The sequence below is a fragment of the Shewanella sp. SM29 genome (assembly GCF_025654245.1).
In the GTDB taxonomy this organism is placed as follows: domain Bacteria; phylum Pseudomonadota; class Gammaproteobacteria; order Enterobacterales; family Shewanellaceae; genus Shewanella; species Shewanella oncorhynchi.
Genome location: NZ_JAKKRN010000003.1, coordinates 163,011 through 186,688, shown reverse-complemented (window position 1 = coordinate 186,688; position 23,678 = coordinate 163,011). Strand labels below are relative to the sequence as shown.

Annotated in this window: 24 protein-coding genes; 10 read left to right on the top strand and 14 right to left on the bottom strand. The window is 45.3% G+C overall.

Annotation, left to right across the window (positions count from 1 at the left end; translation table 11 throughout):
- Positions 1–18: 18 nt before the first annotated feature.
- Together glnD and dapD are read left to right on the top strand one after the other, a co-directional pair.
- Positions 19–2,604, top strand: coding sequence for a bifunctional uridylyltransferase/uridylyl-removing protein GlnD (gene glnD, locus L5L77_RS03205; RefSeq protein WP_263184676.1), 2,586 nt, complete (start codon positions 19–21; stop codon positions 2,602–2,604).
- A gap of 21 nt (positions 2,605–2,625) precedes the next feature.
- Positions 2,626–3,450 carry a 2,3,4,5-tetrahydropyridine-2,6-dicarboxylate N-succinyltransferase gene (gene dapD / locus L5L77_RS03200; protein ID WP_028760609.1) on the top strand — a complete coding sequence of 275 codons (825 nt, stop codon included), beginning with the start codon at positions 2,626–2,628 and terminating at the stop codon, positions 3,448–3,450.
- 134 nt (positions 3,451–3,584) lie between these two features.
- Here the strand turns inward: dapD and L5L77_RS03195 are convergent, their stop codons facing one another.
- From L5L77_RS03195 to L5L77_RS03180, 4 genes are all read right to left on the bottom strand, one after another.
- Entirely contained in the window at positions 3,585–5,516 is a 1,932-nt protein-coding gene (locus tag L5L77_RS03195; protein ID WP_168823188.1) for an HD domain-containing phosphohydrolase, read from the bottom strand.
- Positions 5,517–5,688: 172 nt separating this feature from the next.
- Positions 5,689–6,555, bottom strand: coding sequence for a formyltetrahydrofolate deformylase (gene purU, locus L5L77_RS03190; protein ID WP_105252965.1), 867 nt, complete (start codon positions 6,553–6,555; stop codon positions 5,689–5,691).
- Positions 6,556–6,720: 165 nt separating this feature from the next.
- On the bottom strand, positions 6,721–8,202 hold the full coding sequence (locus L5L77_RS03185; RefSeq protein ID WP_113938960.1) for a PTS transporter subunit EIIC: 1,482 nt from the start codon (positions 8,200–8,202) through the stop codon (positions 6,721–6,723).
- On the bottom strand, positions 8,154–8,618 hold the full coding sequence (locus L5L77_RS03180; RefSeq protein ID WP_113938961.1) for a flavodoxin: 465 nt from the start codon (positions 8,616–8,618) through the stop codon (positions 8,154–8,156). The genes L5L77_RS03185 and L5L77_RS03180 overlap by 49 nt, the downstream gene beginning before the upstream one ends.
- A 121-nt stretch (positions 8,619–8,739) precedes the next feature.
- Between L5L77_RS03180 and L5L77_RS03175 the strand changes: the two genes are divergently transcribed.
- Entirely contained in the window at positions 8,740–8,934 is a 195-nt protein-coding gene (locus L5L77_RS03175; protein ID WP_105249725.1) for a hypothetical protein, read from the top strand.
- Positions 8,935–9,055: 121 nt separating this feature from the next.
- On the opposite strand, the gene truC is transcribed toward L5L77_RS03175, so the two are convergent.
- Together truC and L5L77_RS03165 are read right to left on the bottom strand one after the other, a co-directional pair.
- Complete coding sequence (gene truC / locus L5L77_RS03170; RefSeq protein ID WP_263222032.1) at positions 9,056–9,901, bottom strand: tRNA pseudouridine(65) synthase TruC; 846 nt, start codon at positions 9,899–9,901, stop codon at positions 9,056–9,058.
- Complete coding sequence (locus tag L5L77_RS03165) at positions 9,888–10,208, bottom strand: YqcC family protein (RefSeq protein ID WP_028760615.1); 321 nt, start codon at positions 10,206–10,208, stop codon at positions 9,888–9,890. Before L5L77_RS03165 ends, truC begins: the two co-directional genes overlap by 14 nt.
- Before the next feature lie 163 nt (positions 10,209–10,371).
- On the opposite strand from L5L77_RS03165, the gene L5L77_RS03160 reads away from it, so the two are divergent.
- Positions 10,372–11,385 carry a DUF3549 family protein gene (locus L5L77_RS03160; RefSeq protein WP_105249727.1) on the top strand — a complete coding sequence of 338 codons (1,014 nt, stop codon included), beginning with the start codon at positions 10,372–10,374 and terminating at the stop codon, positions 11,383–11,385.
- Positions 11,382–11,768: a DUF3301 domain-containing protein gene (locus L5L77_RS03155; RefSeq protein WP_105249728.1), complete on the top strand. Its 387-nt coding sequence runs from the start codon at positions 11,382–11,384 to the stop codon at positions 11,766–11,768. The genes L5L77_RS03160 and L5L77_RS03155 overlap by 4 nt, the downstream gene beginning before the upstream one ends.
- Before the next feature lie 799 nt (positions 11,769–12,567).
- Here L5L77_RS03155 and L5L77_RS03150 read toward each other — a convergent pair.
- The 3 genes from L5L77_RS03150 to L5L77_RS03140 all read right to left on the bottom strand — a co-directional run bounded on the left by L5L77_RS03150 (position 12,568) and on the right by L5L77_RS03140 (position 14,532).
- The gene (locus L5L77_RS03150) at positions 12,568–12,702 is read right to left on the bottom strand and encodes a hypothetical protein (protein WP_263222028.1); all 135 of its coding nucleotides are present in this window, start codon (positions 12,700–12,702) and stop codon (positions 12,568–12,570) included.
- 893 nt (positions 12,703–13,595) lie between these two features.
- The gene (locus L5L77_RS03145; protein WP_263184686.1) at positions 13,596–13,901 is read right to left on the bottom strand and encodes a DUF962 domain-containing protein; all 306 of its coding nucleotides are present in this window, start codon (positions 13,899–13,901) and stop codon (positions 13,596–13,598) included.
- Entirely contained in the window at positions 13,894–14,532 is a 639-nt protein-coding gene (locus L5L77_RS03140; protein ID WP_263160672.1) for a GNAT family N-acetyltransferase, read from the bottom strand. The genes L5L77_RS03145 and L5L77_RS03140 overlap by 8 nt, the downstream gene beginning before the upstream one ends.
- A gap of 150 nt (positions 14,533–14,682) precedes the next feature.
- On the opposite strand from L5L77_RS03140, the gene L5L77_RS03135 reads away from it, so the two are divergent.
- Complete coding sequence (locus L5L77_RS03135) at positions 14,683–14,916, top strand: DUF2789 domain-containing protein (protein ID WP_028760620.1); 234 nt, start codon at positions 14,683–14,685, stop codon at positions 14,914–14,916.
- A gap of 11 nt (positions 14,917–14,927) precedes the next feature.
- Here L5L77_RS03135 and L5L77_RS03130 read toward each other — a convergent pair whose 3' ends face one another.
- Entirely contained in the window at positions 14,928–15,335 is a 408-nt protein-coding gene (locus L5L77_RS03130; protein ID WP_028760621.1) for a DUF3192 domain-containing protein, read from the bottom strand.
- Between the two features lie 164 nt (positions 15,336–15,499).
- Here L5L77_RS03130 and L5L77_RS03125 point away from each other — a divergent pair, with 164 nt between their 5' ends.
- Positions 15,500–15,883 (top strand): hypothetical protein, encoded by a 384-nt coding sequence (locus tag L5L77_RS03125; RefSeq protein WP_113938966.1) that lies wholly within the window; start codon positions 15,500–15,502, stop codon positions 15,881–15,883.
- On the top strand, positions 15,883–16,656 hold the full coding sequence (locus tag L5L77_RS03120; protein ID WP_263191378.1) for a Zn-ribbon-containing protein: 774 nt from the start codon (positions 15,883–15,885) through the stop codon (positions 16,654–16,656). The genes L5L77_RS03125 and L5L77_RS03120 overlap by 1 nt, the downstream gene beginning before the upstream one ends.
- 95 nt (positions 16,657–16,751) lie before the next feature.
- On the opposite strand, the gene syd is transcribed toward L5L77_RS03120, so the two are convergent.
- Positions 16,752–17,402, bottom strand: coding sequence for a SecY-interacting protein (gene syd, locus L5L77_RS03115; RefSeq protein ID WP_263184691.1), 651 nt, complete (start codon positions 17,400–17,402; stop codon positions 16,752–16,754).
- 59 nt (positions 17,403–17,461) lie between these two features.
- Between syd and queF the strand changes: the two genes are divergently transcribed.
- On the top strand, positions 17,462–18,319 hold the full coding sequence (gene queF / locus L5L77_RS03110; RefSeq protein WP_105249734.1) for an NADPH-dependent 7-cyano-7-deazaguanine reductase QueF: 858 nt from the start codon (positions 17,462–17,464) through the stop codon (positions 18,317–18,319).
- 82 nt (positions 18,320–18,401) lie between these two features.
- On the opposite strand, the gene L5L77_RS03105 is transcribed toward queF, so the two are convergent.
- Positions 18,402–19,343, bottom strand: coding sequence for a LysR family transcriptional regulator (locus L5L77_RS03105; protein ID WP_263191377.1), 942 nt, complete (start codon positions 19,341–19,343; stop codon positions 18,402–18,404).
- A 123-nt stretch (positions 19,344–19,466) separates the two neighbouring features.
- Here L5L77_RS03105 and L5L77_RS03100 point away from each other — a divergent pair, with 123 nt between their 5' ends.
- Positions 19,467–21,455, top strand: coding sequence for an alkyl/aryl-sulfatase (locus tag L5L77_RS03100; RefSeq protein WP_263165799.1), 1,989 nt, complete (start codon positions 19,467–19,469; stop codon positions 21,453–21,455).
- A 173-nt stretch (positions 21,456–21,628) separates the two neighbouring features.
- Here the strand turns inward: L5L77_RS03100 and L5L77_RS03095 are convergent, their stop codons facing one another.
- Both L5L77_RS03095 and L5L77_RS03090 read right to left on the bottom strand, forming a co-directional pair.
- Positions 21,629–22,174 carry a hypothetical protein gene (locus L5L77_RS03095; protein WP_105249737.1) on the bottom strand — a complete coding sequence of 182 codons (546 nt, stop codon included), beginning with the start codon at positions 22,172–22,174 and terminating at the stop codon, positions 21,629–21,631.
- An 88-nt stretch (positions 22,175–22,262) separates the two neighbouring features.
- Entirely contained in the window at positions 22,263–23,132 is an 870-nt protein-coding gene (locus L5L77_RS03090; protein WP_317629701.1) for a 4'-phosphopantetheinyl transferase family protein, read from the bottom strand.
- Positions 23,133–23,678: the final 546 nt, after the last annotated feature.

Below are 23,678 nucleotides of genomic sequence, written 5' to 3'. Positions count from 1 at the left end.
ATAAAAACAAGGGACTCGATGAATATAGCTCTGCTCGCTAAACAATCATTAATCGAACAGAATCAGACTCTTTTAGCCAGTTTCAAGGCTAAAACCCCGATTGAAGAGCTAGTCACGCAGCGCTGTCAATTTGTCGATGCCCTTGTAAAGCAAGCTTGGGAACAGCACGGTCTAAGGGAATTTGATATTTCCCTGATTGCCGTAGGCGGCTATGGCCGTGGGGAGCTGCATCCCCACTCAGATGTCGACTTGCTGTTCCTGTTTAATGATATATTGTCACCCGCCGCCGAAGCGGCACTCAGTCAGTTTATTGCCTTTCTGTGGGATGCTAATCTCGAAATCGGCCACAGTGTCCGTACGTTAAACGACACTATTACTCTCGGCCGTGAAGACATCACCATAGCCACTAACCTGTTAGAGGCACGACTGCTCGAAGGGCCCGAGTTTTTATTCGACCAACTTTACGATGCCATTCGTCAGAGTGACTTTTGGACCTCAAGCGACTTCTTTATCGCTAAGCGTGACGAACAAAATGCTCGCCATGCCAGAGCCAGTGCCTTCGATTTAGAACCCAATATCAAGAGTTGTCCCGGTGGCCTTAGGGATATTCAAACCATTGCTTGGGTGGCCATGCGTCACTTTGGCGCCGCTCGCCTAGAAGAATTAGTCCAATACGACTTTTTAGAGCCTGGTGAACTAGAAGAACTGCTCGAATGTCAGCACTTTTTGTGGAAGCTACGCTTTGCCCTGCACATGGTGGTCGGTCGCGATGAAAATCGCTTACTCTTTGATGTACAACGCCAAGTTGCCGAGCTTATGGGGTATGAAGACGCCACCCAGCTTGCAGTTGAGCAAATGATGAAACGTTACTATCGCACGGTACGTCGAGTAATGGAGCTAAACGAAATGTTGCTGCAGCTGTTTAAACGGGCAACACTGGGCCACACAAAAGCTTTAGAAATTCAATCGATAGATAAACACTACCAGCGCCGCGGCACCTTTATTGAAGCGCTAAGCGATGATCAGTTCGATAGCGGCGAAGAAATTGTCCGGCTGTTTTTGTTGGTCGCTAAAAACTCCAACATCAAAGGCATCTACGCACCAACGCTGCGTTCGCTGCGCCGAGCAAGACGCGCACAATCTCAAGCCTTACAAGAAAACCCGCTTTGTCGCCAAGCCTTTATGGAAATTCTGCGCCACCCTCGCGGCATTGTTGCTTTGTCTTTAATGCATAAACACGGTGTGTTATCGGCCTATTTACCCGCATGGCGAAATATTGAAGGCCAGATGCAGTTCGACCTGTTCCACGCCTATACGGTCGATGAACACACCCACAGATTACTGCTCAATATCGAGCGTTTTTCCCAAGCCGAACAAAAGGAAGAATTTCCCTTAGGCTCGATTCTGATCAACCAACTGCCGAAAAAGGGCTTACTGGTATTAGGCGCTATCTTCCACGATATCGCCAAAGGCCGCGGTGGCGATCACAGTAAACTAGGCTCAAGCGATGCCCTCGCCTTTTGTAAGCTGCACGGGTTAAACGATCACGATGGCCGTCTAGTCGCTTGGCTGGTTGAAAATCATCTGGTGATGTCTGTCACCGCCCAGCGCCGTGATATTTCCGATCCCGATGTGGTGGCCGACTTTGCCAATAAAGTCCGCGATGCCGTGCATTTAAGCTATCTGTACTGCTTAACCGTCGCCGATATCTGCGCCACCAACGAAAAAACCTGGAACAACTGGAAAGGCTCACTGCTGCGCGATTTGTACTTTTCGACCCAAAGAGTGCTCGCCCGCGGTAAAGAAAAACCCGTCGATATTCGTGCCAGAGTGCGTGAATACCAAGCCAAGGCGAAAAAAGAACTGCTGCGCCGCGGATTGAAAGAGAAAGATCTCGATGCCCTGTGGCAACGTTTTAAGGCAGATTACTTTTTACGCCACCAGCCCAATCAAGTCGCGTGGCACGCCGAAGCGATTTTAAAGCACAAACAACAGGATGAGCCTTTAGTCTTAGTGTCCAAACACACCACCCGTGGTGGTACTGAGCTATTTGTCTATTGCCAAGACAGACCTAAATTGTTCGCAACTGTGATGGCGGTACTCGACAATAAAAATATCAACGTCCATGATGCCAACATCATGACCTCAAAAGACAATTATGCCCTCGATACCTTTGTGATCTTAGAGCAAGATGGTGAGCCCGTTAGCCAGCTTTCACGCATCCAAAGTATCCGTAAAGCGCTTGAGAAAGCCCTGTCGAGCGACAGTCCAAAACTGCCGCGCTTTAGAAAACTATCGCGCAAGATGAAACCTTTTAATGTGCCGACACAAGTGAGTTTCCTCGAAAGCAGTCGTCATGGTACAAGTATGATGGAGCTTATCGCCTTAGATTCGCCAGGATTACTGGCAAAAGTTGGGGATATCTTTTACCGTTGCAACACAACATTACTCGCGGCCAAAATCACCACCATTGGTGAGCGAGCCGAAGACTTTTTTATGCTGCAGACCAATGACGGCTTGCAACTTAACGAAACCCAAGAGAATACCCTCAGGGACGCTTTAATCAGTGCCCTGAGTGCAAAGAATATCGAATCAGTTAATTAACGAGACCAGTGGGAGAAGTAAATGGAGGCTTTACGCCAACGTATTGAGGCGGCTTTTGAAGCACGCGCCGACATCACACCAAGCACAGTTGACGCAGGTGTGCGCAGCGATGTGCAAAATGTCATCAATATGCTCGATAAAGGTGAAGTACGTGTCGCCGAGAAAATCGACGGACAATGGCATGTGCACCAATGGCTGAAAAAGGCGGTATTACTGTCCTTCCGTATTTTCGATAACGTGGTTATCGATGGCGCCGAAACCAAATACTTCGACAAAGTGCCGTTAAAATTTGCCGAATATGATGAAGCCCGCTTTAAAGCGGAAGCCATTCGTGTAGTGCCTTCGGCTACAGTGCGTAAAGGCTCATTCATAGGTAAAAATACCGTGTTGATGCCATCTTATGTGAACTTAGGTGCTTATGTTGATGAAGGCACTATGGTTGATACTTGGGCGACCGTTGGCTCATGTGCACAAATCGGTAAAAATGTGCATTTATCTGGCGGCGTAGGTATTGGTGGCGTACTTGAGCCATTACAAGCGGGCCCGACCATCATCGAAGATAACTGCTTTATCGGTGCACGTTCTGAGATTGTTGAAGGCGTTGTGGTTGAAGAAGGCTCAGTGATTTCCATGGGCGTGTATATCGGCCAAAGCACTCGAATTTACGATCGCGAAACTGGCGAAGTGCATTACGGTCGTGTACCAGCAGGCTCTGTTGTTGTTTCTGGCAACCTGCCATCAGCCTGTGGCAAATACAGTCTCTATGCCGCTATTATCGTTAAGAAAGTCGATGCAAAAACCCGCAGTAAAGTGGGTATCAACGAATTACTGCGTATTGTTGATTAACAGTCACTGCATTTGTTCGATAACATGAGTTCCATAAAAAGATGCCTAAGGGCATCTTTTTTATTATCGGTAAAATTTAGCCTACGGTTGCGCTATCATTATCAGGCTTAAAAATAAAGTGTTTAATAAGACACTTAAATCAAGCGCTCTACTTCACGGAATGCATTTCTCGTCATGGCAATGGCCCGCCAGCCGATAATCCCCAATGGCTGCTGCGCTTTGTTCACCACCACAAGATATTCTGAGTCTAGTAAATTCAACTGCAGTAATGCATCTTCCGATGTGGCCACCTCACTGATAATAGGCACTGAATGCTCCATGATCTGATGGGCTTTTTTATGCAGTGATGCCCTATCCAGTTCACGCTCAGCCGCAGTGCCAAGTAATGGGCTAAACCAATGTTCCAGTAAGCGACTCGTGATCACCCCAAGTATCTTATGTTGCTCATCCAATACCACGGCCACCTTAGCATGGGCAGTCGTAAGTAAACGCTTAATATCAACTAACTCATGGTCGAGTGAAATCGTGACTAAAGGTTCAAGCGGCGCAGCGCCGATATGATCGCTAATACTCAACTCTCGATTAATCAAAATCGCTAAACAGGTTTCGACTATCTCAGGGTCAAAAAGTGTCCCTTTACCCGCACGCAATACTTCAGTCATTTTCTCCAGCCCTAACGATGGGCGATAAGGCCTATGGGACAATATCGAATCGGCAACATCGGCGACGGCAATAATTTTCGCCTCATATAAAATCGCCTTATCCTTTAAGCCCGCGGGATAACCTGAGCCATCGAGTCGCTCATGATGCTGTAAAATCATCTCTTTAATGGGCCAAGGAAACTCCACATCCTCAATAATTTCAGCACCATGGAGTGGATGAGTCTGTATTAATGCGTATTCTTCTTTTGAAAGTTTTGACGGTTTTGTCAAGATCTGCGATGGAATCGCTAACTTGCCGATATCATGGACTAAGGCACCAATCTTCAGCCCTTCTAAACGCAGCGGGTCTAAACCTAATTTCTCACCAATCAAATAACTTAATTGCGCCACCGACTTTTGATGCCCTGCGGTATAGGCATCTTTCAGTTCTAATGCCTCAGAAATAGCACTAATAAGCTGGGTTAACGATTGAGATAATTGTTCTTTTTGCGCTTTAATGATTTTGGACTGGCGGGATACCGCGCGCAATGTGCGTGGTAGTTCAATGCTGTGCCATAAAATGCTGGCAAAAGTCAGTAATGATCTCGCATCATTACGACTATAAGGTTCGTTACGGTCGACCACGCACAGCATGCCCACTAAGCGACTGCGAAATAAAATCGGCACCGCCAAGTAACGCCCTCCAAGTAGCAGTTTATCTAAGGGCAAATCCCCTAAGCGCCTTTGGGAGTCGGTTTGATTTTGGATGATCGGCTTATAATCTCGCACACATTCGAGCCATACGCGGCTTTCAAGTTCTGACACTTGGGTATTATCTTCAACAAAATCGGCTTGATTAGCCTCTGCGTGGGGATACTCAGAACGCGCGGCGAGTGTGAGTGTTTTTAACTTTTCGTTATGCAACAGAATAAAGCCATATCGACTGCCAGTGAGCGACATCGCCTTAGAAACTGCGACTTTAAATACTTCTTCTTGGGAGGATTTAATCACATCTTCAATGTGTTGCAGCCAAGCATCGCTGGCTTGAATCGCTCGACGATAATCCGAGTGCAACTCCTTCATCTGCGGATCTTCAAAATTGATGTCGGATAGAATCAAGTACCATCCCATTTCAGGCAAAGAATGCAGCGCGAGATGCACACGTATGCCGCGATGATCTTGTAATTGAAAACCTATTTCTTGGCCGCGTCGCCTCACGATATCGGCGCATAGTTCAGCATTAAAAGCACTAAACAATTGGCTAATCGGTTGATTAATGATTTGCGCCGCAGAGCGTTTGCAACGGCTATAAAAGGCTTGGCTCATCCGTAGCACACAAAACTGCTCATCTAGCTGTGCCCAAGATAAATTCAAACTATCGGGCAAGTCTTTCATTCCAACGATAAGGCTTTGACGAGTTGACATCCAGCACTCCGACCTGTAATTCGAGCATGGGTAATACACTATACCGCTATGTTCACCCCAATGTGAGCACTATAAAATCTCCAATAAACATAATGATAGCTGATTTCATGACAGACACGGGTTAAAATAAACGCCGCTGAATGTCATGCCATTGCCACGACTCACCTACATCTTAGAAAACGATCGTTTTATTGCCGTACACGACCACTTGTTCGTTGAGCACTAATTGCAGCGCTTTACTCAATACACTCTTTTCAACATCGCGCCCAGCACGTGCCATTTCTAAGGCGCTATAACTGTGGTCGACGGGAATCACGTCTTGCTTGATGATCGGCCCTTCATCGAGGCAATTATTCACAAAATGCGCCGTCGCACCGATAATTTTCACCCCGCGCTCCCAGGCTTGGCGATAGGGTGCTGCGCCGATAAAAGCAGGTAAAAAAGAATGATGGATGTTGATGATGCGATTAGGATATTGCGCCACAAAATCTGGAGTTAGCACCCGCATGTACTTAGCCAACACCAGATAATCTGGCTCATATTGCGATACCGCGGCCAACAGTGCTTGCTCGTGTTGAATTCGGTCTAAGCCTTCGTGGCTCACCAGATGAAAGGGAATGTTAAACTTCTCTGCCAATTCACGTAGTGCATCATGGTTGCCCACCACAGCGGCAATCTCGACACTTAAACCACCATAATAGGCTTTCATTAACAAATCGCCTAAACAGTGCGCTTCCTTTGTAACTAACACCACAATGCGTTTTTTACCCGCGCTAACTAACGTCATATGATTTTGCGTAGGCAGTACGTCACGCAGATCCTGCAATAACTGTTCGCTGTTAAAAATGCCCTCTAACTCAGTTCGCATAAAGAAACGCCCTTGGGCATTATCCACAAACTCACTGTTTTTAATGATATTCAATTTATGGGTAAAACAAACACTGGTGATTTTGGCGATGAGGCCTTGGGCATCAGCGCAATCCGTCAGTAAGATTTTACGTTCTATGGATGGCGAAGTATTACCGCGTGTTTCAGTCATTTGTTGCAAAGTTGGCTCTCCTATATTGTCCCTACATCGAGTTTGCCATAGCAAATCATGCTGAACAGTATGAAAACCCTATAATGCGAAAATAAAAATGATATTTCAGAGGCTTGAATCAATAAAATGTAAAAATTAAGCAGTTAATTTTGTAAAAACACAATCCTAGCGCCGAGTATCTAAGTAACGCTGCAATACTTTACGCAGGGTTTCGGCCTTAGTGCCGTAAACCACCTGCACACCTTTGCCCATAACGATCACGCCCTTAGCGCCCAACTGACTCAAACGCACCTTATTGACTAACTCGGGCTTGTGTACGCTCAAGCGTAACCGTGTCAAACAAGCATTAAGTTCAACGATATTTTCACGCCCGCCGAGCGCCGCAATAATCGCCCGTAAACTTTCTTTGGGTCCTTTACTGTCGTTATGCTCAAGCCTACCGGGAGTTTTCAAATTAAAGGCTAAAATACTCAGCCTAAACAACAGGTAATATATTATGGCGGTTAAAGGCCCGAGGAAAATAAACCAGCTGGCATTACGGGACAATGGAAATAGCAGCGTAAAGTCCACCAGCCCTTGGGAGAATACTATGCTGTGGTGAATATCCAGCATAATACAGACAAAATAAGCGAGCCCAGTGAGTAAGGCGTGAATAATAAATAGAATCGGCGCCACAAACATAAAAGCAAATTCGATAGGTTCAGTCACTCCAGTTAACCAACTGGCCGCCCCCGCCGAGAGCATAATGCCCGCCACGCGATTCCGCTCAGAGGGGTCAGCGCAGCGCCACATTGCCAATGCCGCAGCTGGCAAGCCCCACATTTTAATCAAATAACCACCGGCAAGGTTTCCTGCCTGCGGATCGCCCGCTAAATAGCGCGCCACCTCACCACGAACGACTTCATGCCCCAATAACTGATATTGGCCCACCTCTAAGTAAAAAGGCGCATTCCAAATATGATGTAAGCCAAGGGGAATAAGTAACCGCTCTAATGCGCCATAAACGCCAAAGGCGATGGCCGGTTTTTGATAAACCGCCCAGTCAGATACGCGCTCAATCAATAAAGCTAATGGTGGCCACACATGAGCGAGTACATAACCTAGGCTCATCGCTAGGGGAATAATAAGTAAAGATGCACTGCGACGTCCCTCGAAGAAAGAGAAAATCGCAGGCAAGCGAATATATTGACTCCAACGGACTGCGAGGCAAGTAATACCACCAAGCATCATGCCACCTGCAATTCCAGTATCTAAGGTATCCATTCCTAATAAAGGTTGGGTTGGAAGTCGATACAAATCGGCCAGTGCGGCTAATGTCGCCGTCATCACCCCATAACCAAACACTGCCGAAAAGGCGGCAATGCCTTGATCGCGGCAAAAGCCAATAGCGACAGCCACGGCAAATAACATCGGCATAATGGCGAAAATGAGTTTGCCTACCGCCAGCATCAGCACTGTCAGCTCTTCGGGCATAAAAGGAATTGGACTAACGGTTAAGCCGAGCATAACCCCAGCGGCGGGTAAAATGGCAATAGGAATAAGCAGCGCTTGGCTTAAGCGCTGGGCAAATTTAAACCACTGTAGATTGACGAAACTACCTAAGCGACGAGCTCGGTTTTGACGACTTGATTCCAGCGTTCTAGCCATTTTATCGCTTCAACCTCAGGTTCCATGGTTTCACAGGCATCAATTTCGAGTAATTCCACCAGCGGCTTAGCGCCAAGTTCACTCAAGAGTGCATCTACAGACTTACCTGCACCGCAGAAAGTCTCATAACTTGAATCACCTAGAGCTATCACACTGTATCTAAGCTCAGGTAAATAGGGTGCTAGATGTTTAAGATTATGGTACCAAGACTGAATATCATCGGGTAAGTCCCCTTGTCCGGTCGTCGAAGTCACCACCACTAACAATTCATCCTGAGGAGGAATAAAGCTTGCAACCTCATTAGGTTGCCACAATGTGACATCATAACCTAAAACTTGCATTTCTTTCTCTAGGGTTTCAGCGGCAAATTGTGCACTACCATATACAGTGCCAAACACCAGATTCACCTTTTTCATGATACACTCCACATCGCGTTGCAAACCTTATTAGGCTGACCTTACTTTATTGTTCAGCGTATGAGCAAGCTAAGGCGCAAATTTTTTATAAATCAAGCCATTGAGCGTGAGAAAATATCTAATGCGACAGTCCACCCGCCAAAAACACCTCAAGCAGCACCACAAAACAACCCATATTCGACGTAAAAACTACTTCCACTCCGCCCAGCAAAATCTCATATCGCCACTTGCACTCACGTCTGGATTCTCAACCTTAGCCGTCATGATGCAAGAGCTGCGGCCACAAACAGCACAAACGCCACAACTCCTCGATTAAGCAATCCACCTCGTTTTAAATTCGATGACTTTAGTTTCAATAACAAAGCAAAGTGAATGCACTTAATTTTATTCACGCGGCTAAGTTGATATCACCATATCAAGCATTGGCCGCTTGCTGTTCACGCCTCTTGGGCGATGAATAACTCTGCTTGCTGACTCAAGGTCGCCTCGTCCCAACCTAGCTCGGCAAACACGGTTTCCCACTCGGACTCGAGCTCGGTTTCTATGCTGAGCCGAGTTTGAGTTATTGGATGTGTAAAGGTGAGTTTTTTTGCGATAAGCCACAGGCGATTAATACTGAAATGCTCACGAAAAAATGCATTTTGCTTACCGTCGCCATGGGTGGTATCACCGACGATGGGGTGACGTAAATGTGCCATATGCCTTCTAAGCTGATGCTTACGCCCCGTTTTAGGACTCAAGCGTACCAGTGCGAACCGGCTAGTGGGATATCGGCCTGACTGATACGGGATTTCAGTATTGAGTAGTGGCTCATACGCCGTCACAGCCTCCTGCGCTGCTTTATTGGGATCGGCATTCTTATCGCCTAATTCATCCAACTCAACCTTAAGCGCATAATCTAAAATACCGCTCTCATGCATATTACCGCGCACTAAAGCCAAATATTGTTTTTCAATCGTATGGGAAGCAAATTGCTCACACAGAGCATTGGCCACTTCACTACTCTTGGCAAACAAGAGCACGCCGGATGTCGGCCTGTCGAGACGATGTACAGGAAACACATGGCAGCCCACTAAGTCACGGGTCAGCTGCATGGCAAAAAATCGCTCCCGACGCGCTAAATAACTGCGGTGGACCAATAAGCCTGCGGGTTTATGAATTGCCACTAAGTGCTCATCTTCATAAAGAATTTCAATCTCAGGCGCCTGCTCTTCTAAATCATCCTCTTGGGATACATTCACTGCATTTTCAGGCGTTTCAAGCCAGATATCATCTTGATTCATTTAACAACATATCCAATTCATTTAATAGGCTAATTAAAGTTTGGCGCGGGGGCATATCCAGCCAAACATGTTCAGCCATAGGGGCAATCGCAATTTGAGTCGGCAATGGCGCCCCCGTTTCGATTAAAGTCTGCATTCTAGGCAGCAAAATAAACTGCAGCCACTGCTCAAGGGGCATAAGATCACAGGCAAAAGGTGCTGTGCTTGCCATTGCAGCGGCAGAAGGCGCTTGCTCAGACCACAACTCGGCCGCTTGCAGCGCGTGGGTAATCTGAGCCAATTTAGCTTGGGTTTGACTGTATAACATAGCTTTCAGATCCATTCTCATATTAGCCCTTTGTGATTCAAGAACTCCCCACAATTCACTGGCCGAATAGGTCGATTAAAGTGCCGCAATCATACCATCCAGACGCACTTCCCCCTATAATGGCGCCAATTTATTGAGCCTCTTTGATTGATATGGCAGCCAAATGACTGAAATTACAACTTTAAGCCAGTTTTTAACCACAGCCAAAACCCAGTTCCAAGTGTATGATCTTGGCCGTAGGGTGCAACATATTGATATGCTCGCGTTTCACCAAATAGAATCTCTCGCTACGCCTTATCCTTACCCTATTCAAGGGCATGCACAATTTGCTATTGTCTTTTGGGATGCAAGCCAGCAGCACTTTATTTGGTTTCTAAAGCTGGCGTTAGATGAGCAAGGATTACTGTCGCCCGCGCCTCGCTCACAATTTATCGAAATGATATTAGCGGCATTAGGGCAAGATCCCACTCAGCCACTCAGTGATGAGCAGCAAGAACGACTCGCGAATAATCCGTTTAATTTCAAGCCAAGCCAGGAAAAACTGGCCGTATTTAACGCACTCGTTCGTAAACAACTTGGCCAACGCGCTTCATCACAATACGAGTTTGCCGTGCAATATCTGTCAGGCCAAATTGCCCCATCACAATGGCAACATATTGGAATGCAAGGCATAGCTGATGTGTGTGTACGCGCAAAAGAATTTGATCATGAGCAGCACTTGGTATCGAGTTTTGATACGGCCGCCATTGAAGTGCAAATCGCCCTATGCCAATGTCTTGAACACTTACTGATTAGCGACACTCTCGCCGATAAGATTCTCGCGAAACTTCAAGACGCAGCGCCAGAACACCAAGCCTATTTCCTTCGCGCTTTGGCTTCTAGCGCCAAACACAGCCAAAAAGCGTTTGCGCATCTACACGGCCAATCCTCTTTAGATACCAATGCCCTCATCAGCATTGCCGGACGTAACTGGTCGGTATTAAAACAAGATTCAAGTCGCAGTCTTTACTTAGAAGCTTTAGCACTGCAGCCCCAAGCCTTTTTTAATCAGGTCTTTGCTGATATTGTGGCTATTCCTAGTTTGCGCAATCAACTACTAGGCGAATTAAGAAATCCCAATCGAAGTGTTCAACTATCACAAGCCATAGGTGGTTTGTTTAAGGCAGCTAGCAAATGATGTCAGATTTACTGTTAATTATTGGCCTCGTCGTGATTGCCGCATTCTTTTGGCAACTACGCCAAATGGCAGAGTTGAGCCGTATTTTTGCCGAAAAAGAATGTTGGCGACAAAAAGTGCAACTGTTAGCCATTGCCATGGAAACTGCCCGCCCTAGTATTGGCGGCACGACGGGGATCTGCTGGAAGGCGAAATATTTATTTGAATTCAGCACCGACGGCATTAACCAATACCGTGGCCATATTTGGATGCAAGGCAAGAAAATTCAAAAGATTGAATGGCCTATCTTCCCTGAGCCTGAATGGCATGAAGCCCCAACGTCACAGGGTAAGTTTGGCGGGTGTGGTACGCAAAGTGGTTGCAACTCAGGCAAATGCCATTAAGCTTTTATCGACAATGTTGGCTCAAATAAAATGTGAGCCAACATAGAGAGCAAGACATCATTCTTTTTTATCGTAAATACGGCTAAAAAATAACTCACTGTAAAAGTTAAAAAAGAAAGGGCGCGGCCCTAAAGCCACGCCCTCCTATTCTCTGTTAAGCTATCCCGCTATTTTTGTGCTCCCTGCACCATCCATGCGTCAATCTGCGTCCTGCTTCATCCCTGCTCAATCCTTGAGGTCCTTGTACTCATGTACTTCCCTATCTCTTGGTCATCCAGTTCCAAGCTTGCTCTTTCCTGAGCGGTTCCATCATCATCCATGAAACGGGTATTGCATCCATTCAATTTCAATTGCACTCCCTGTGCCATTGCCATCCTATGCAATGAGTCTATCAATCCTTGATAGACTCCCTTCCTTGGTATTGGCTCTCTTTCATCCTGAAAGGCCTATATCCCTATCATTCCTTAAGCCACATTCCTTAGTCACTGTTCGATCATCCTGATCGCCAACATCCTGTTGCCCGCAATTCCTTCTACAAGATGAATTCTACGCCAACCAACGAAAGTACTCATTGTGGATTATTTAAAATGTTAACGAAGATGGTGAGTTAAACTGACAAAAAATAGACTAACTTACTGATATAAGTAAAAACAATAACCAGCCACAAGACGTAACCACCCTTTTGACTTACAAATTACTTACATACTTGTGAGAGATCTCTTACACGGAGGATGGCAATTCGAATCAAAAGTAAGCAAAGCGCTAGATGTTCTCCCCTGAAGGACTTATGCATAAACCGCTATCGCTCAAAATTCGACAAGCATTCGGCGCATGACCAGAACACAGTCAACACAGTCAACACAGTCAACACAGTCAACACAGTCAACACAGTCAACACAGTCAACACAGTCAACACAGTCAACACAGTCAACACAGAGAGTAAATCATTGGGCAATAAGAGAAGTAAGACTGGTGAACATGCTTTACGGTGATAAGTCTTTAAGCAGAGTTAAGATAAAGTCAATGTGAATAACGTTATAGCTTGGCAAAGCGAGATTAATACTGAAAATGAACCAAAGAAAAGGGCGCAACTAAAGTGCGCCCCATTTATCCTTTGTAAGCCGTCCTGCTCGATTTGTGCTCCCTGCACCATCCATGCGTCTGCTTGCGTCCTGCGTCGTCCCTGTAATCCCTTTTCGTCCCTGTGTATCAAACTTGCGTGAGATAACACTCAGTCCTTTGACCTGTAAATCCATTTTACAGAGCCTGTCACTTCCTATGACTTTTTTCCTATTGCATCCTGCAAAAATTTGTCTTCCATAGAGTAGTACAAGCTGTTCACCCTTATACTTTATCCTTGCCTCGACACATCCTGTCTCGAGTTCATGCTTAATCCTTAAGCGTGTCCTGTATTCTTCCTGAAATCCATCATCCTGACGATACGACTCACTGTCTCTAATCATCCTTGAAAAGCAATCCTGCTTTTCCTTAGCCTATCCGAGGCGAGTTTTCCTACCGTCAGCGATTTCAACCTTGAAATCTTAATTCGTTGCTTCTTGCGTCCCTTTGGCCTGTTTCGCTTTCCTTGCTATCCATTTGCTTTGGCCATGAGTGAATTCTACGTTAACCCTAACGTTTTTGTTCGGCTCAAAGAACGGACTACAAAAGAAATTACGGTAAAACATAAACTAAACAAACATAAGTAAATGATTCTATTTAAAATTAAACACAAGAGAACAAAAAACAATCAAAAAGAAAACATTATGTCCTACAGCGTTTGTAAGCGATCTCTCACACGGGCATGGGCATCTCACTCGGACGGCTTTTTTAACGCTTAAAAAAGCCGCTGATCATCTGAGCAAACATTACCCAATCAGCCATCAAACTGTAAAAGGGATACTGAAATGTCGCGGGTCGATTCTTCTCGAATACGAAGTGTCCTACCCACGCAAAACCGTAGCCAACGACCGGAATAAACCAACATAGCCACCATGCTTCTGAAACCAAGGCAATGCCAATCAGCAGCAGAACTAAACAACTGCCAACAAAGTGTAATTGCCGGCAAGTCGGGTGCTGGTGTTGGGATAAATAGAAAGGATAAAAATCGGCGAAACGTTTATAAGAGTTAGTCATCTTGTTGAACCGAATAGAATAAAAGCTGGCCATGGACACTGCCGATACTCAGCTCGCCTATGGATACAAAGTCATGCTGCGTAAACAGTTGCAAGTGGTTCTCCTGAGCGACAAACACACCAATGCCATCCAAATCAGGCTGCTCATCACACCAACTCACCACAGCTTGCACTAACTTATGTCCAAGTCCTTTGTGCTGTTCATTTGGTGCAAGAGCAATAAACTGCAAAATACCGCAGTGCTTACTAGGTAAAAGTTCAATAATACTGGACTCTTTGTTCATTAGTGCTTGAGTCGATTGCCAACCTGTACCTAACAACATCTTTAAGCGCCAATGCCAATAACGCCCTTCCCCTAAAGGCACTTCTTGAGTAACTACACAGGCTAACCCAAAGAGTCTTTCATGGTCGAATAAACCAATGAGGGCTTGTTTTTGTTGCCATAACGTATTGAGTTCTTCCCTGATTGCGGCGCGCAATTTTTGCTCATAAGCGGCTTTGTCTGAAGTAAAGAGTGAATCAACAAAAAAAGGATCATCATGGTAAGCGTTATAGAGAATAGAAGCGGCAATGCGTAAGTCTTCCGCGGTCAAATAGACTGCGCGGCAGTCCTCCAGAATTTCATTGTCCATCGTTAGCATTCCTTGACTTAGCTCACACTTTTTTATGCGTAACTGTTAATCTACCAAGGAAACTAAAAAGTGCAAATTTTAATCATAGATTGCATTTTTCAATCAGGCGCTTACTCTAAACGAAGGCACTATACTGAAAAGGAAATAATGATGGACACAACTCCAGTAGACTTAAGCCACTTGTTTGAGCAACTCGGTTTAGACAGTAGCGACGAGGCCATAGCGCAGTTTATTGCAACCCATGATATCGACCATCACATCCATTTAAGCCAAGCGCCCTTTTGGACCCCTGCCCAAAAGAGCTTTATCATTGAAGGTTTAGAAGCCGATGCCCTCTGGACTGAGCCCATTGAGCAATTAGACACTCAGCTACGTAAACGATAAGACTCGTTGGTTCAGATTTTACCGTAAGCCGTTTCGCCCCAACCCACTAAGGCATTGTTGCTCAGCACGATAGGCGTGCATTCATCCTTAGTGGTTTTTCCATCGCCATTATTACGCTGGGTACGATAAAACAACACTAAGACTTCTTTATTGGCTTCACCTTGTTGAGCACTTTGTTGAATATAGGCTTCACTAAAATCAGCGGTGCCCATTAAGATCATCACTTGGTCTTTAGGCATACCTAAGCTCAGTTTGGTTAAGTTAGTGCGATTTTTATCCTGCACTTTCTCCCAAGATTCGCTGCTATCCCAGCCCGATTCTCCATCACCGACATTGACCACGCAGCCGCTAAGACCTAAGCTTGCGAGCCCTAAAAAAGTGATGGCGATAAGTTTGTTATTCAATTTATGGTTCATCATATGACATCCTGTGTAATTATTATTGAAGCTTAAAAAATGGTATTTCGGCTGGACAATAAGCAAAATAAATGCCACAAGACAACACACTGTTTTTAAATGAAAAAATTAATTATTATTTTAAAATTGGTTTAAACAATTCAACAAATTAAGGAATTTTGCTAATTATGAGTCCCCTTGACCAAGTATTAGCGGCCGCACGTTCGCTCGAAGCCTGCGGTAAAGTACCGAGCCTTGCCTTAATTAAAACCCGTTTAGGTAGTAGCCTACCTTTACCTATATTGATCCAAGGCTTACAGCAATTTAAATCTATGCCTAAGGCAGATCGCGAGCGTTTAGCTGAGTTGCAAACTATCAGCCCTACAACTGACGTTCCCGCAACTAACGATACCTTAACCCTTGCTGTGCTCGCCGAGCGCATGCAGATGCAACAGGCGTATTTTGAACGTCATGCTGAGCAGCAAAAAACAGAAATAATGCAATTAAAAAACGAACTGCTTGAACTTAAACAACGCATCAACTTATTAGAAATCCAAGGAAAAACAGCTTAATGTTTGTCACTGAACTGCGCTTCGAATGCTTCGCCGACACCACGATATCTGCCGCCGAGAAGGCCATTAATCAGCTCCTTGAAGCCTATCGAGCTAATGGCCAAATCTTAGGACGAGAATTTGCGGTCGCCTTTAATGACGGTGAGTTTAGAGTGCGTTTATTGATGCCAGAGAAAAGCAGTTTAGCGCACAAATATCACAGCCCTTGGGTCAAAAAAGCCTTAGTAGAATTAACCGACGCTAAACTACTCGCGCCGCGGGAAAAGTTTATTGGTCAGGATATCAATTCTGAAGTAAGTAATACCGAAACACCCAGCTGGCAACTGCTATACACCAGTTTTGTGCATATGTGCTCGCCCCTACGCAGCGGCGACAATTTATTGCCCATTCCCCTGTACCGTATACCCGCAACCTTTAATGGCGATCATAAACGTATTATCCGTTGGCAGAGCGAATGGCAAGCCTGCGACGAGCTGCAAATGGCGGCGGCCACTAAGGCAGAATTTGCCGCGCTAGAGGAATTATCGAGTCCTGACAGTGATTTATTTCGCAGAGGTTGGGATTTGCGCGGTCGTATCGAATATCTCACTCAGATCCCGACCTATTACTACTTATATCGCGTTGGCGGCCAAGATTTGGCCTCAGAAAAAACACGACCTTGCCCATGTTGTGGCAGTCATGATTGGAAACTCGATGAACCTTTATTGGATATGTTCCATTTTCGCTGCGAGCCTTGCCGCATAGTGTCGAATCTGTCTTGGGATCATCAATAACATCTGTTTATCCCCTTGCAAAACTCAACCTAAAATAAGCCACGCTTAGGTTGAGTTAATACCTAGGTTAATAATAAAAATGTCGCTCACAGAAGTTAACGTTTACCGAAAAGGTTTTGCCACATACGTTTAAAACTGGCGAAAATACCAGGATGTTCTAATGCGGGCATAGGTAGTTCTTCATGTTTAACGGGTGGTGCTATCCGTGGCGATAATGCTTCAATAAACGCAGTCAAACTCGAGGACAATTGCTCAGATTGCACTTCACCAGGGATTTCAATCCATACGCTACCATCACTGTTATTGATGGTGAGCATTTTATCTCCCTCATCTAACAGACCGATAAACCAAGTCGGTGACTGCTTCAGTTTTTTCTTCATCATCAGATGACCAATCAAGTTTTGTTGCAGGCAGTTAAAATCGTCATCATTCCAGACTTGCAGTAACTCCCCTGTGCCCCACTTAGAGTCAAATAATACTGGGGCGGAGAAATAATGACCGTAAAAATCATTGATCTCTGGCCATAAAGTTAACTCCAGTGCATGCTCTACATTGGCGAAACAGCCTTCAACTTTGCGTTTCACTGGCTGCCAAGAAACAGCCTGTTCAAGATCCGGTTGAAATTCGCCCTGAATACACACAGAAGGCTCACCCTGTGGGTAATAACGCGGTAGTTCACCTAAACTCGTTAAGTAAGCTTGATGATAGTTTTGCAAAAATTTATCGAGTGCGGGCAGACAAGACACTTAAGCACAATCCAATTTCAGGTATAATGTGCGCCTATTTTGACATGGAAACAGTATTGATGACACAGAATCACGATCCCTATAGTGATGCGCAAGCGCTTGTTGGCCTGACTTTAGGTAAAGCCACCGACTACCAAGCCGAGTATGATGCGTCGCTGCTGCAAGGGGTTCCACGCTCACTAAACCGTAATGCTATTGCACTCACTGGGACGTTACCGTTTCATGGTGCCGATATCTGGACGGGTTATGAGCTGTCTTGGTTAAATGCCAAAGGTAAGCCTATGGTGGCCATAGCTGAATTTCATTTAAGCTATGAAAGCCTGAATCTGATTGAGTCGAAATCGTTCAAACTGTATCTCAATAGCTTTAATCAAACCAAGTTTGATAGCCTAGATTCACTGCAAAAAACCTTAGTGCAAGACTTAAGTCAGTGTGCTCAAGGTGATGTTAGCGTTAAGATTATCGAGCCAAAAAGCTTTGGTATTCAGCGTATTATTGAGTTACCAGGCACTTGTATTGACGATCTCGATATTGAAGTCAGCGATTATAGTTTTAATCCTGATTACTTAGTTAACAGTACAGACGATAAGCAAACGGTCGCGGAAACGCTTAATTCAAACCTGCTGAAATCCAACTGTTTGATCACTTCGCAACCCGATTGGGGCAGCGTGATGATCCGTTATCAAGGCCCTAAAATCGATCGCGAGAAACTGCTGCGCTATTTGATTTCTTTCCGCCAACATAACGAATTCCACGAGCAATGTGTCGAGCGAATTTTCGTCGATTTAAAACGTTTTTGCCATTGCACTAAATTGACAGTTTACGCCCGCTACACGCGTCGCGGTGGTTTAGATATCAACCCTTATCGCAGTGACTTCGAGCAACCTGGTGAAAGCCACAGACTCGCAAGACAGTAATGACCTTCTTAGGCTATTAGATTAACAATCTGAGATAGAAAATAAGGTTTAAAAACTGCAACAAAGCTCTGAATCGCTAGCCCTAGCTGCTCGCTAGATTCAGAGCTTTTTTATTCACAGTGTTTGCACTCGCATTGAGCAATAAACGCCGTAACCATTGATGGCTCGGGTTTTGGGTATATTTACTGCTCCACACCATATACAAATCAATTGGCCGAGTTTTCAGGGGCATAGATAAAATCTGTAAGCCGAACATCTCAGCGTACTGACTGGCGTACCGCAAAGGCGCTATGCCTATCGCCTCACTTTTGCCAACAGTTGCAAACATACTCAATAAAGATGATTGCTCACTGTACATTTTGCGCCTTGGTAACACGCCTTCGGTAAACAAATCCCCTGCAGTCAAATTAAAACGCCGCATATTTAAAAAGACGTGTTTCTCCTCAAAATACTGCCCATGGGTGATAGCACCTTGAATACGAGGATGCTGCCGACTGGCGATACAAACTAAATTTTCGGTAAAGAGCAATTTGCTCGAGAGCAAACTTTGCTGCGCGGGCTTAATGTCTATGGCAACGGCTACCCGCTCAAGCAAAATATCGCGATATAGCTCATCCTCCTGCGGCGGCGACTCGCGGAAAATCACTTCAATATCAGCAGTCTGTAACAAAGCCTGCACGCCTGATTGCAGCGCTTCGATAACCGACTCATTAGCATATACATAAAAGCGCCGCTGGCTCGTGTTGGGATCAAAATGCTCAAACCCCAGTAATACGGTTTCAATATCCGCCATGGGCTGCTCAAATTTACGGTACATCTCCCTTGCCACCGATGTAGGCTCAATTCCCCGTCCAACCCGATTAAACAGCGACTCCCCGACCCAAGCCCTAAACCGGCTTATCGCATTACTCACGGAAGACTGAGTTAAATCTAACTCCTGTGCCGCTTGGGTGAATGAACGAGTACGGTAAACCACCATAAACACGCGTAATAAATTTAAATCTAATGGCTTTCGTGTCGGCATAAGGGAGTGCACTCATTCACTATATGAATATTACAACCCAAGCTAACTCGAGTTATCTAAATACACAAGCTGGCTATACTCAAACCATCAACGACACTATCCCACTTTTCGGTAGGTAAAATAATGCAAAAATCTTTGATGACAATGAGTATTATCGCAAGCTTCTCTTTAAGCGCCGTGGCCGCTGAACACGAGCATGAACATATCAGCCTGCACTATCAGGGAAAGCCTGCCACCGAGCAAACCATTGCGGTAAATAAAACCTCAGCAGCAAGCCTTAATTTTGCTGACAAAAAAGCCTTTGAAGAGTTTTCTAAAAATCTTATTGCTGAACTCGATGAACCAACAGCAGCCATTTTACGTGCCGATTTCAGCTTTATTGGCGACAAAACTCCAGACACAGTAAACCCTTCACTTTATCGCCAAGCTCAATTGAATATGGTGTCTAACGGCTTATACAAGGTCACAGATGGCATTTATCAAGTGCGTGGCACAGACTTATCGAACTTAACCCTTATCCGCGGTAAAACGGGTTGGATCCTTTATGACGTGCTGCTGACCAAAGAAGCAGCAAAATTATCCCTCGAGTTTGCGCTAAAACACTTGCCCGAGGGCAATAACTTACCCGTAGTCGCGATGATTTATTCCCACAGTCATGGAGATCATTTTGGCGGCTCCCGCGCCATCAAAGATATGTTCCCAAACGTCAAAGTCTATGGTTCCAATAACATCACCAAAGAAATTGTCGACGAAAATGTGCTTGCCGGTAATGCCATGAGCCGCCGCGCCGCCTATCAATACGGCGCAACATTAGAGCGAAACGATCAAGGCATTGTCGATGCCGCACTTGCTAAGGGATTATCCAAAGGCGAAGTGACCTACGTTAAACCCGATGTCACCTTAAATGCCAAAGATAAGTGGGAAACACTCACCATTGATGGCATCGACATGGTGTTTATGGATGCATCAGGCACAGAAGCCGCCTCGGAAATGGCCACCTATATTCCCTCAATGAAAGCATTGTGGACCGCTGAGCTCACCTACCACGGCATGCACAACATTTATACCTTACGCGGGGCAAAAGTTCGAGATGCGATAAAATGGTCTAAGGATATCAACGAATTACTGACTCATTTTGGTAATGATGCACAGGTTATATTCACTGCCCACTCAGCCCCCGTATTTGGCAATACTGATATAAACCAATACTTAAGAATGCAAAGGGATAACTATGGCCTAGTGCATAATCAAACCCTGCGTTTAGCCAATAATGGCGTGGGTATTCAAGATATTGGTGATGCGATTCAAACCACTATCCCTAAGGCTGTGCGCGATACTTGGTACACCAATGGTTACCATGGCACCTACAGCCATAATGCCAAAGCCGTGTACAACATGTACCTTGGCTATTTCGATATGAATCCCGCCAACTTAAACCCACTACCGACAAAAGATGAAGCGACGAAATTTGTGGAGTATATGGGCGGTGCCAAAGCCGTAGTGAAACACGCCAAAGCCGACTATGCCCAAGGCGAGTACCGTTTTGTGGCCACCGCACTCAATAAAGTCGTGATGGCAGAACCTAATAACAAAGAGGCAAGACAATTACTTGCCGATACCTATGAGCAACTGGGTTATCAAGCCGAAGGTGCTGGCTGGCGCAACATTTACCTCACTGGCGCCCAAGAGTTACGCGTAGGCATTCAACCCGGCGCGCCTAAATCGGCCTCTGCAGATATTTTAGGAGAAATGGACATATCGACCCTATTTGACTTCCTCGCCGTAAAAGTCGATAGCCTCAAAGCAGCTGAACTTGGGCTAATCAGGCTTAATGTGATTAACCCCGACACCCAAGAAACGCTCTATGTTGAACTAAGTAACGGTAATTTAAGCAATATTAAGGTTGATAAACCGATGGAGGCCGATGCCAATCTTTATATTGATAAACGCTATATTACGGGGATTTTACTCGGAAAAGTCACACTTAAAGAGTTACTGGCTAAGGGTACTGCCAAGTTAGAGGGTGATAAAGATGCCTTCGGTAAGATAGCGTCGACCTTAGTAAAGTTCGATGAAAGCTTTGAAATCGTCCCACTACCAAGCGCGAAATAACCAAATCAACGCCCTGAATCTTCAGGGCGTTTTATGGAAAAATTACACTAGCACTAACCATTCTGACACTTGGCGAGTCGAGTTCTGTAAGCAAAAGAGTGAAGTACGGATAGCCATTTTCACGACATGTCCTCTCTCGCGCACTCCTTAAAGGCCAGATTAAAGTAAGAGAATTAATTCGCTGACTCTGGCGTTGGGACTGAAGTTTTGCACTCAAGCAATAACTGCTGAAAATGCGCGCCTAAGTCTTGCTGGGCAAATTGCTCACTCGCGGTCACCATTTGCTTAAGGCTTTGTAAGGCTTGATCTAAACCTTGTTGCTCGATAAGACTTTTAGCATAGGCCGCCGCATCGGCGCCCTTTTGTAGCAAGCTCGCGACCTGATCAAAACTGATGTCTTGCTCCATTACTTTCTGTAAGTCCCCCAGCAGCTCTGCCACTTTAGCAGACTCCACCAGCGAGCCTTCAACATTGACTAACTTACCCAGCGGATCTTGGCTGAGTTTTTCAGCCACACAGGCCGAAACTGTGCCTGCTGCCGCGCTTTGAGCCACAACATCTAAGCCATTGGCACGAATTTGCTCAACCACTTGCTGCAACTGTGGATCTTGGGCTAACCAAGCCTGCTCCAATTGCTGCTTTTCATCGCCACCAAAATAACCACAACCAGATAGCAACACCATCATAGTGGCAGGTATTAGGCACTTAATCCGTTTCATTGTTAAACCTCATTTATTTCATTCAAATTCAAAATATTATGGGTGTGACTATACCCAGCAATGTTTAACCGAAGATGAATAAGACCAGTTAACCATAATCGGCAAGTAAGGCTTCTATGTTGCTCAGTTGCGCCGTTAGCATTATGGAAATCTCGGTGTTACCAGCATGCCCTAAACTCACGGCAAAACGGTATTCCTCGGTCAAACGCCCAAAATAGGTTTGCCAATACAATGAACTTGCATCAATGGTTTGCAGCGGAATATTAGGATAGACACTCAGCAAAGGCGCTACACCACAGAACGGCATCAACGCTGCATCTTGGTATCTAAGCTCAACCGATCCGGCCACCAATTGCTCGAATGGCTTAAGATGAAAGCCGAAGGATTTAAGCGACTGCGCTAAACCTAGGCCAGTCGCCTTAATATAGGATTCCTTTAACGCCCATAAATCGAAAAAGCGCTGCCGCTGACTCGCTTCATCGACAAGGGTCAACAAAGCCGCAGTTTCTTGGGCGGAAAAATAATGATTTAGGATTGGATAGATATCCGTCTTCGGCCGCGATCTTTCAATATCGACCCCAAATAAACCAGACTCAACACCATGAAACTGAGTCACACCAATCAATAACCAATCGCCGCTATGGCTTAGGTTAAACTCAAGCCCCGTTTGCTGTTGCAATTTTGCCGTTAAACTCGGCTTACCCTTAGCGCCATATTCAAAACACCACTCGTGTGGCGATAAATCCGCATAGCGAGATAACACGGCCCGCAACGCAGCCCTGACCTGTAATCCCTTCATTTGCGCCTTGGGATCGCGATAACGCGCGACCTTAGCGAGTTCATCATCACTTAACCAAGACTGAGCGAGTGATGTTTGCGGCAATGAAATATCGCTCAGTGGAATAAAAAATAGATCCACATTCACGCCGTTTTTGCTAGATGTTCTGGAGTAGGTCATTTGAGGGCCTTGCAGGACAAAGCCTTGCGGCTGATGGTTATCATTGTCTGGCTTTTTGGAGAGCACTTAGCAACATTCTTATCTCGGTATTGTCTAGGTTCATCGTTATCTGAGTTCATTATGCATCTTAAATAGTTTCAACTAAGCCCGAGTTCAATTCTTAGCCACACTCTAATAAGAGCAATTCTTAGCTGCACTCTAATTAGAGCAATTCTTAGAACGACTCTGAACGCCATCCTATGCGCAAATTTTTTGCTGCAATTGCGCCAAGATTTTGCGCCCAAATTAACAGGTTTAGCCGCACAGTCTCATTCATGACGAAAGGGCAGTAAGCCAATATTGGGCTATTTTACCCCGCTAACTCAAAAAAGCGGTCTTTATCGCCCCTAAAAATTTAATTCTTCCACTATCAAAGTATTAAAAAGCCCAAGCGGTCAACGAAAACCCAACATAACGCACAGAAAATACCTTTGCTCAAAAAAAGCCAATAAATTCCAGTCCCAGATGATTGTATCGCCCAGAAACCTCAGGTAATCTGCATCCCCA